This is a genomic window from Streptomyces sp. NPDC086077, assembly GCF_040686175.1.
Classification (GTDB): domain Bacteria; phylum Actinomycetota; class Actinomycetes; order Streptomycetales; family Streptomycetaceae; genus Streptomyces.
On the sequence record NZ_JBFBJT010000231.1, the window covers coordinates 1 to 7,913 of the forward strand.

Annotated in this window: 5 protein-coding genes; 2 read left to right on the top strand and 3 right to left on the bottom strand. The window is 71.0% G+C overall.

Annotation, left to right across the window (positions count from 1 at the left end):
- Nucleotides 1-108: 108 nt before the first annotated feature.
- The 3 genes from AB0O67_RS35370 to AB0O67_RS35380 all read right to left on the bottom strand — a co-directional run bounded on the left by AB0O67_RS35370 (nt 109) and on the right by AB0O67_RS35380 (nt 3,996).
- A complete protein-coding gene (locus AB0O67_RS35370; protein WP_365459561.1) occupies nt 109-1,719 on the bottom strand; it encodes a cation acetate symporter in 1,611 nt (536 codons plus the stop codon).
- Nucleotides 1,716-2,222 carry a DUF485 domain-containing protein gene (locus tag AB0O67_RS35375; RefSeq protein WP_365459564.1) on the bottom strand — a complete coding sequence of 169 codons (507 nt, stop codon included), beginning with the start codon at nt 2,220-2,222 and terminating at the stop codon, nt 1,716-1,718. The genes AB0O67_RS35370 and AB0O67_RS35375 overlap by 4 nt, the downstream gene beginning before the upstream one ends.
- Nucleotides 2,223-2,502: 280 nt before the next feature.
- On the bottom strand, nt 2,503-3,996 hold the full coding sequence (locus AB0O67_RS35380; protein ID WP_365459567.1) for an MFS transporter: 1,494 nt from the start codon (nt 3,994-3,996) through the stop codon (nt 2,503-2,505).
- 451 nt (nt 3,997-4,447) lie between these two features.
- Here AB0O67_RS35380 and AB0O67_RS35385 point away from each other — a divergent pair, with 451 nt between their 5' ends.
- Together AB0O67_RS35385 and AB0O67_RS35390 are read left to right on the top strand one after the other, a co-directional pair.
- Entirely contained in the window at nt 4,448-5,236 is a 789-nt protein-coding gene (locus tag AB0O67_RS35385) for an ABC transporter ATP-binding protein (protein WP_365459570.1), read from the top strand.
- Nucleotides 5,233-7,812, top strand: coding sequence for an ABC transporter permease (locus AB0O67_RS35390; RefSeq protein WP_365459573.1), 2,580 nt, complete (start codon nt 5,233-5,235; stop codon nt 7,810-7,812). Before AB0O67_RS35385 ends, AB0O67_RS35390 begins: the two co-directional genes overlap by 4 nt.
- The last annotated feature ends 101 nt before the right edge of the window (nt 7,813-7,913 follow it).

Here is a 7,913-nt window from a genome sequence, read left to right on the forward strand (position 1 = left end):
GTCGGCGGGAGGCTCCCGCACCCGCCGACGCCCCGGCGGCGCAGTGCCCGGACCTCGTCCGAGACCAGGTGCGTGGATCGCCGGCCCGGACCGGCGCCCGACCGCCGCTCACCCCTTCCGGCGTACCGCACCCGCCAGGATCCACGCCTCCACGGCCTCGTACTGCCGCCGTTGCTCCTCCGCCTTGCGCCGGCCGGAGGCCATCGTGCCGAGCCAGCCGAAGGCGAAGCCGAGGGGGACGGAGACCAGGCCCGTGGTGGTGAAGGGGAAGTACGTGAAATCGGCCTCGGGGAAGGCGGAGACGGGTGAACCGGAGACCAGGTTGGTGCCCGGCATCAGGATCAGCACGGCGAGGGAGCCGCCGATGAGGGTGCTCATTAGGCCGGTGCGGGTGTAGCGGCGCCAGAAGAGGCCGTAGACCAGGGCGGGCGCGAGGGCGGAGGCGCCCAGGGAGAACGACAGCGTCACCAGGGGTTGCAGGCTGCGGTGCTGGACCATCGTGGCCAGCAGGATCGTCGGGATGCCGATCGCGACGGCGGAGAGGCGGGCCAGGGTCATCTCGCGGCGGGCGGACAGCTCCTGGACGCGGCCGGCGAAGACGTCGTGGGCGAGGGAGTTGGCGCAGGCGAGGATCATCCCGGCGACCGAGGCGAGCACCGTCAGGAAGACGGCGGTCGTGACCGCCGTGAACAGGAACGTCTCCCCGGTCGTCACCTCCGGCCCGAACGCCGCCTGGGAGCCCAGCAGATAGGCGGAGTTGCCCTGCGGGTCCTCGGCCGCGATGGCCTCGCGGCCGATCAGCGCGGTCGCGCCGATGCCGACGACCGTGATGATCAGCACGAAGACCGCCACTGCGGACACCGCCCAGGACATCGACCGGCGCACCTGGCGGGCGCTGGACGCGGTGTACATGCGCATGGTGACGTGCGGCAGGCAGGCGCCGCCCAGCACCACGCACAGCTCGGCGGTGATCATGTCGAGGCGGGGGAACGGGCCGCCCTCGAACTGCAGCCCGGAGCTGAGGAAGGCGGCGCCCACCCCGCTCCGCTCCGCCGCCGTGTCGAACAGGGCGGCCGGGTCCCAGTCGAACCTGCTCAGCATCAGGACGGCGACCACCGCTCCCGACCCGAGCAGCATCACCATCTTCAGGATCTGGATGAGCGCGGTCCCCTTCATCCCCCCGATCGCCGCGTAGCTGATCATCAGGGCGCCCAGCCCGACGATGCAGCCCGTCTCCACCTTCGTGCCGGACAACCCCAGCAGAAAGGCCATCAACTGACCGGTGCCCGCGAGCTGGACGAGCATCAACGGCAACAGCGCGGCCAGCGTCACCCCACACGCGGTCACCCGCACACACCGCCCCGGCATACGGCGTGCGAAGGCGTCTCCCATCGTGAAACGGCCCGCGTTGCGCAGGGGTTCCGCCAGCAGGAACATCAGCAGCATCAGCGACAGCGTCGTGCTGAGCGCGAGCACGATCCCGTCGTGGCCGTACAGCGCGATCACCCCGCAGGTGCCCAGCACGGTCGCCGCGGAGATGTAGTCTCCGGCGATCGCCAGGCCGTTGCGCATCGGGGACAGGGAGCTGTAGCCGGTGTAGAACTCGTCGAGGTCGTCGCGGTCGGGGCCGGTCATCACGCACAGCAGCAGCGTGATCGTGGCGACGACGGTGAACGCGACCAGCGTCATCGTCTCCGCGGACTCACTGAATCCGGTCACCGTCCGGCCCCCCGCTTGGCGTCCAGCGCGGCCTGTCGGCGGATCCGGTCGGCCAGCGGATCGACCCGCACGCGCGCGGTGTGCTCGTACAGGGCTATCGCCAGCCAGGTGACCGGCAGTTGGGCCAGCGCCAGCAGCAGCCCGGTCGGCAGTCCCCCGGCGGCCTCGGCCGTCATGAACCCCGGCGCGGACGCGGACAGCACCAGGAACAGCGTGAAGTACCCGAGCGCGGTGAGCGTCGCCACCCGCCGCTGCCAGCGGTAGGCGCCGCGCAGGATGCGCAGGTCGCTGTGGTGCCCGAGCGGCGCGTGCACGGGCGCCCGCCGCCGGTCCGGTTCGGGGCGCGCGTCCGGCTGCCAGGGGTAGGTGGGGTACGTCCGTGAGGCGAGGGGCGGGGCGGACGCGGCGGGCGGGACGTCGGGAAAGCTGGGCGGGAAGGGGTCGTCGTGCGGGGGCGGGTGCGACGGGCGTCGGGGATCAGGCGCGTACGGGTCGTAGGACATCCCGTGCTCCTTGCGCGGCTCGGGTCCGTGGCGGCGGACCGCAGGGAGGTGGGGGGCGGGCCACGCACGCTACTCGTGAGTCACGGGACGCGCGGCGTTTTCACCAAACTGAGCGGTCGGTATGCGCTTACTTCGACTACCCGTCGATGACCTGCGGTGTTACCCGCGTTAACTCGGACTTTTGGCGCCCGAGGGGGCCGGGGAAGGTGAACGGACCACGAGTGAGGGGGAGTTCCCGGCGCGCGGCGGAGACCTGGAGGACGGTTTCTCCGGGTGCGTGTCAGGGCTCGTCGATGACCGGGAAGCGGCGCGGAGCCATGACCAGCAGCACCAGGAAGGCGAGCGCGGCCGCGCACGCCGCCCCCAGGTACACCGCGTGAACCGCGTCCGCGACGGCCCGCCGGGTGGTCTCGGACGTCGCGCCCGTGCCGAGGCCGTGGGCGACGGCGTCGAGGTCCGTGCTGCCGATGCGGCCGGCCAGGACGCCGTTGGCGACGGCGCCGAAGACCGCCGCGCCGACGGTCTGGCCACTCTGGCGGCAGAAGAGGATCGAGGCCGTGGCCGTACCCCGTTCCGACCAGCCCACCGTGGACTGGACGCCGACGATGAGGGGGAGCTGGAACAGGCCGAGCGCGGCGCCGAGGAGGAGCATCACGAGCGTCGGCTGCCAGGCCTGGCCCGGATAGGGCAGCAGGGGGAAGGCCAGCAGTACCAGGGTCGCCGTGCCGATGCCCAGCATCGCCGTGTTGCGGAAGCCGATCCGGCGGTAGACGTGCTGGCTGCACGCCGCCGAGACCGGCCAGCTCAACGTCCACACGGAGAGCACGAACCCGGCGGCGACCGGTCCGAGGCCGAGGACCGACTGGGCGTACGTCGGCAGGAAGACGGCCGGGGCGACCATGAGCAGCCCCAGCGCGCCCAGCGCGAGATTGACCGCGGCGATCGTCCGGCGCCGCCACACCCAGCCGGGGATGATGGGCTCGGCGGCCCGGCGTTCGATCACCACGAGGAGCGCGACCAGCGCGAGTCCCGTGCCGAACAGGGCGAATGACGGCGCCGACAGCCACGGCCAGGCTACCCCGCCCTGCACCAGCGCCGTCAGCAGGACCCCGCCGCAGGCGAACACGGTGAGCGCGCCCGACCAGTCCACACGCGCGCGTGTGCTGCGCTCCCGCGCGGGCTCGTGCAGGTGACGCACGATCAGCCACAGGGCGAGGCCACCGATCGGCAGATTGACGAGGAAGATCCAGCGCCAGTCGGCGTACGCGGCGAGGACCCCGCCGACCGCCGGTCCGGCGACGGCCGACACCGCCCACACCGTGGAGAGCCTGGCCTGGATCTTCGGGCGCTCCGCCAGCGGATACAGATCGGCGGCCAGCGTCTGGACCGTGCCCTGCAGGGCGCCACCGCCCAGGCCCTGGACGATGCGGAAGACGATCAGCGCCCACATGTTCCAGGCGAGCGCGCACAGCAGGGAGCCGACGAGGAAGACGGACGCACCGGCGATGAGGACCGGCTTGCGGCCGAAGGTGTCGGAGAGTTTGCCGTAGACGGGCAGGGTGACGGTGACGGCGAGCAGATAGCCCGAGAAGAGCCACGAGAAGACGGAGAAGCCGCCCAGGTCACCGACGATCTGCGGGACGGCCGTGGAGACGACGGTGGAGTCGAGCGCCGCCAGCGCCATGGAGAGCATGAGCGCCGCTACGACCGCTCCCGGCTTGCCGGTCGCGGCGCGCCCTGCGGTGCCGCGCACGACGGGTCTGGTGGTGCCCACGCAGATTCCTTCCCCTTGCACCTATCTGCTGCCCCGACAGCTTCCCACTTGACCCTCACGCGACGGGAGGGTGCAGCCTGAGTGGGCCGGAGGGAGGACCCGACCCTGAGACGGACTCCGCCTCGCGGGTGACGGCCCCTAGGGGGTTCTCCGTACCAGGGCTCGGGGAGGGTTCGTCCCGGCGGAGGACGAGGGGCGCCCAGTCCGTCCTTAACCTGGCTTTACGCCGTTGAGGGCGCCGCCGGGGAGGGCGGTCGGGGGCGGTGCACCGCACCTTCGGGGGTGGGGTATTCCTCAGTGAAAGAGGGGGCCGTGCACCATCGAGCGGCACCCCCTCCTGCCGCGAGACTCATCGGCGTAGCACTTCGCACTTCGCACGACCCGGTACGGGCCGGCACGAGCCGGTGGGCGTACTTCCGCGTCAACTACCAACCGACATAGGAGACATACGGTGACATCGGCTGTAACCATTCCCAGGCACGGGGGCACTGGAGAGCGTACGGCCGTAGCCGCGCGAGCGCGGCAGGTCGTCAAGGCGTACGGGGCGGGGGAGACCCGCGTCGTAGCCCTCGACCATGTCGACGTGGACATCGCCCGCGGCCAGTTCACCGCGATCATGGGCCCGTCGGGCTCCGGCAAGTCCACACTGATGCACTGCCTGGCCGGGCTCGACACCGTGACCAGCGGGCAGATCTACCTGGACGAGACCGAGATCACCGGTCTGAAGGACAAGAAGCTGACGCAGCTGCGCCGGGACCGGATCGGCTTCATCTTCCAGGCCTTCAACCTGCTGCCGACGCTGAACGCGATGGAGAACATCACGCTGCCCATGGACATCGCCGGCCGCAAGCCCGACAAGGCGTGGCTGGACCGGGTGGTGGAGACGGTCGGGCTCGCCGAGCGGCTCAAGCACCGGCCGACGCAGCTCTCCGGCGGCCAGCAGCAGCGCGTCGCCGTGGCCCGGGCCCTCGCCGCCCGGCCGGAGATCATCTTCGGTGACGAGCCGACCGGAAACCTCGACTCGCGGGCGGGCGCCGAGGTGCTTGGCTTCCTGCGCCGGTCCGTGGACGAGCTGGGGCAGACCATCGTGATGGTCACGCACGACCCGGTGGCCGCGTCGTACGCCGACCGGGTGCTGTATCTCGCCGACGGCCGGATCGTCGACGAGATGCACCGCCCGACGGCCGAGGCCGTCCTGGACCGCATGAAGGACTTCGACGCCCGGGGGCGCACGTCATGACCGTGCTGAAGACCTCGATGCGCAACTTCTTCGCGCACAAGGGGCGCATGGCCCTCTCGGCCGTCGCCGTGCTGCTGTCGGTCGCCTTCGTGTGCGGCACTCTCGTGTTCACCGACACGATGAACACCACCTTCGACAAGCTGTTCGCGGCCACCGCCTCCGACGTCACCGTCAGCGCCAAGGGGTCCTCGGACACCGGAGAGACCACCGCGGACAACGGCAAGCCGCCGGTCATGCCGGCCTCAGTCGTCGACGAGGTGGGCAAGGCGGACGGCGTGAAGTCGGCGCAGGGGACGGTCTTCTCGACCTCGGTGACCGTCGTCGACGCCGACAAGGACAGCCTCTCCCCGACCAGCGGCGGACCGACCATCGTCGGCAACTGGAACGCCAACGACGCCCGCACCATGAAGATCGCCTCCGGTTCCGCGCCCCGGGGCGCCGACCAGGTGATGGTCGACGCGGACACCGCCGACAAGCACGGCCTGAAGCTGGGCGACGGGATCGGCATCATCACCGCCGTCGGCACCCACCGGGCGAAGGTGACCGGCATCGCCGACTTCACCGTCACCAATCCCGGCGCCGCGATCTTCTACCTCGACACGAAGACCGCCCAGCAGGCCCTGGTCGGTGAGACCGGGGTGTACACCAACGTCAACGTCACCGCCGCGCCCGGCGTCAGCGACGCCCAGCTGAAGAAGAACGTCTCCACCGCCCTCGACGGCGGCTACAAGGTGCAGACGGCCAAGGAGGTCGCCGACGCCAACGCCGCGGACGTCCAGGAGTTCATGGGCGTCATCAAGTACGCGATGCTCGGTTTCGCCGGGATCGCCTTCCTCGTCGGCGTCTTCCTGATCATCAACACGTTCTCGATGCTGGTCGCCCAGCGCACCCGCGAGATCGGCCTGATGCGTGCCATCGGATCGAGCCGCAAGCAGGTCAACCGGTCGGTGCTGGTCGAGGCGCTGCTGCTCGGCGTCGTCGGCTCCGTGCTGGGTGTCGGCGCGGGCGTCGGGCTCGCGGTGGGGTTGATGAAGCTCATGGGCGCCATGGGCATGAACCTCTCGACGGACGACCTGACGGTCGTGTGGACCACCCCGGTGGTCGGCCTCGTCCTGGGCGTCGTGGTCACCGTCCTGGCCGCCTACCTCCCGGCCCGCCGGGCCGGCAAGGTCTCGCCGATGGCCGCGCTGCGCGACGCGGGCGCACCGGCCGACGCCAGGGCGGGCGTCGTCCGGGCCGTGATCGGCGCGCTGCTGACGGGTGGGGGCGGGTTGGCGCTGTACCTCGCCGCGGCGGCGACCACCGCCGGTGACGGCGCGCTGTGGCTGGGCGCCGGCGTGGTGCTGTCACTGATCGGCTTCGTCGTCATCGGCCCGCTGCTGGCGGGCGGCGTCGTCCGGGTGCTCGGCGCGATCGTGCTGCGGATGTTCGGCCCCGTCGGCCGGATGGCCGAGCGCAACGCGCTGCGCAACCCGCGCCGCACCGGTGCCACGGGCGCCGCGCTGATGATCGGGCTGGCGCTGGTGGCCTGCCTGTCGGTGGTCGGCTCCTCGATGATCGCCTCGGCGACGGAGGAGCTCGACAAGAGCGTGGGTACGGACTTCATCGTGCAGTCCGACAGCGGGCAGCTGATCACCCCGCAGGCGGTCCAGGCCGTGAAGGACGCCGACGGCGTGGCACGCGTCACCGAGTACAAGTGGACGCAGGCCGACTTCAGGACCCCCGACGGCAGGACGTCCAAGGACACCGCCATCACGGCCGCCGACCCGACCTACGCGCAGGACCTGCGGGTCGAGACCGTCGCGGGCAACCTCGCCGACGCCTACCGGCCCGACTCGATGTCCGTCCACGAGGAGTACGCCAAGGACCACGGCATCACGCTCGGCTCCGAGATCGCCGTGGCCTTCAAGGACGGCTCCGAGGCACGGCTGACGGTCCGGGCGATCACCAGCAGCGAAGCGGTGATAGACCAGGGCGCGATGTACACGTCGATCGACACCCTCGCCAAGTACGTGCCGGCCGAGAAGATGCCGCTCGACATGCTGCTGTTCGCCTCCGCCGAGGAGGGGCGGCAGGCGGCCGCGTACACCGCGCTGAAGGCGGGACTGAACGACTACCCGCAGTACAGCGTCCGGGACCAGACCGACTACAAGGAAGCCCTGAAGGACCAGATCGGGCAGCTGCTGAACATGATCTACGGCCTGCTGGCGCTCGCGATCATCGTCGCGATCCTGGGCGTCGTGAACACGCTGGCCCTGTCGGTGGTCGAGCGGACCCGGGAGATCGGCCTGATGCGGGCGATCGGTCTCTCGCGCCGGCAGCTGCGCCGGATGATCCGCCTGGAGTCGGTCGTGATCGCCCTCTTCGGCGCCCTGCTGGGCCTGGGTCTGGGCATGGGCTGGGGCGCCACGGCGCAGCAGCTGCTCGCCCTGGAGGGCCTGGACGTGCTGGAGATCCCGTGGCCGACCATCGGCGCGGTGTTCATCGGCTCGGCCTTCGTGGGTCTGTTCGCCGCCCTGATCCCGGCGTTCCGGGCGGGCCGCATGAACGTCCTCAACGCCATCGCCACCGAGTAGCCACCGCATACGGGGGTTGCGGGGGGACGGGCCCGGGTAGCGGATCGGGAGACCGAAGCCGAGATCTGGGACTGGGTGAAAGAACCCGAAGAGGTATTCGA

Bases quoted from the DNA above. Each gene is read 5' to 3' on its own strand.
- AB0O67_RS35375 (WP_365459564.1), bottom strand. From the start codon at position 2,222: ATGTCCTACGACCCGTACGCGCCTGATCCCCGACGCCCGTCGCACCCG.
- AB0O67_RS35390 (WP_365459573.1), top strand. From the start codon at position 5,233: ATGACCGTGCTGAAGACCTCGATGCGCAACTTCTTCGCGCACAAGGGG.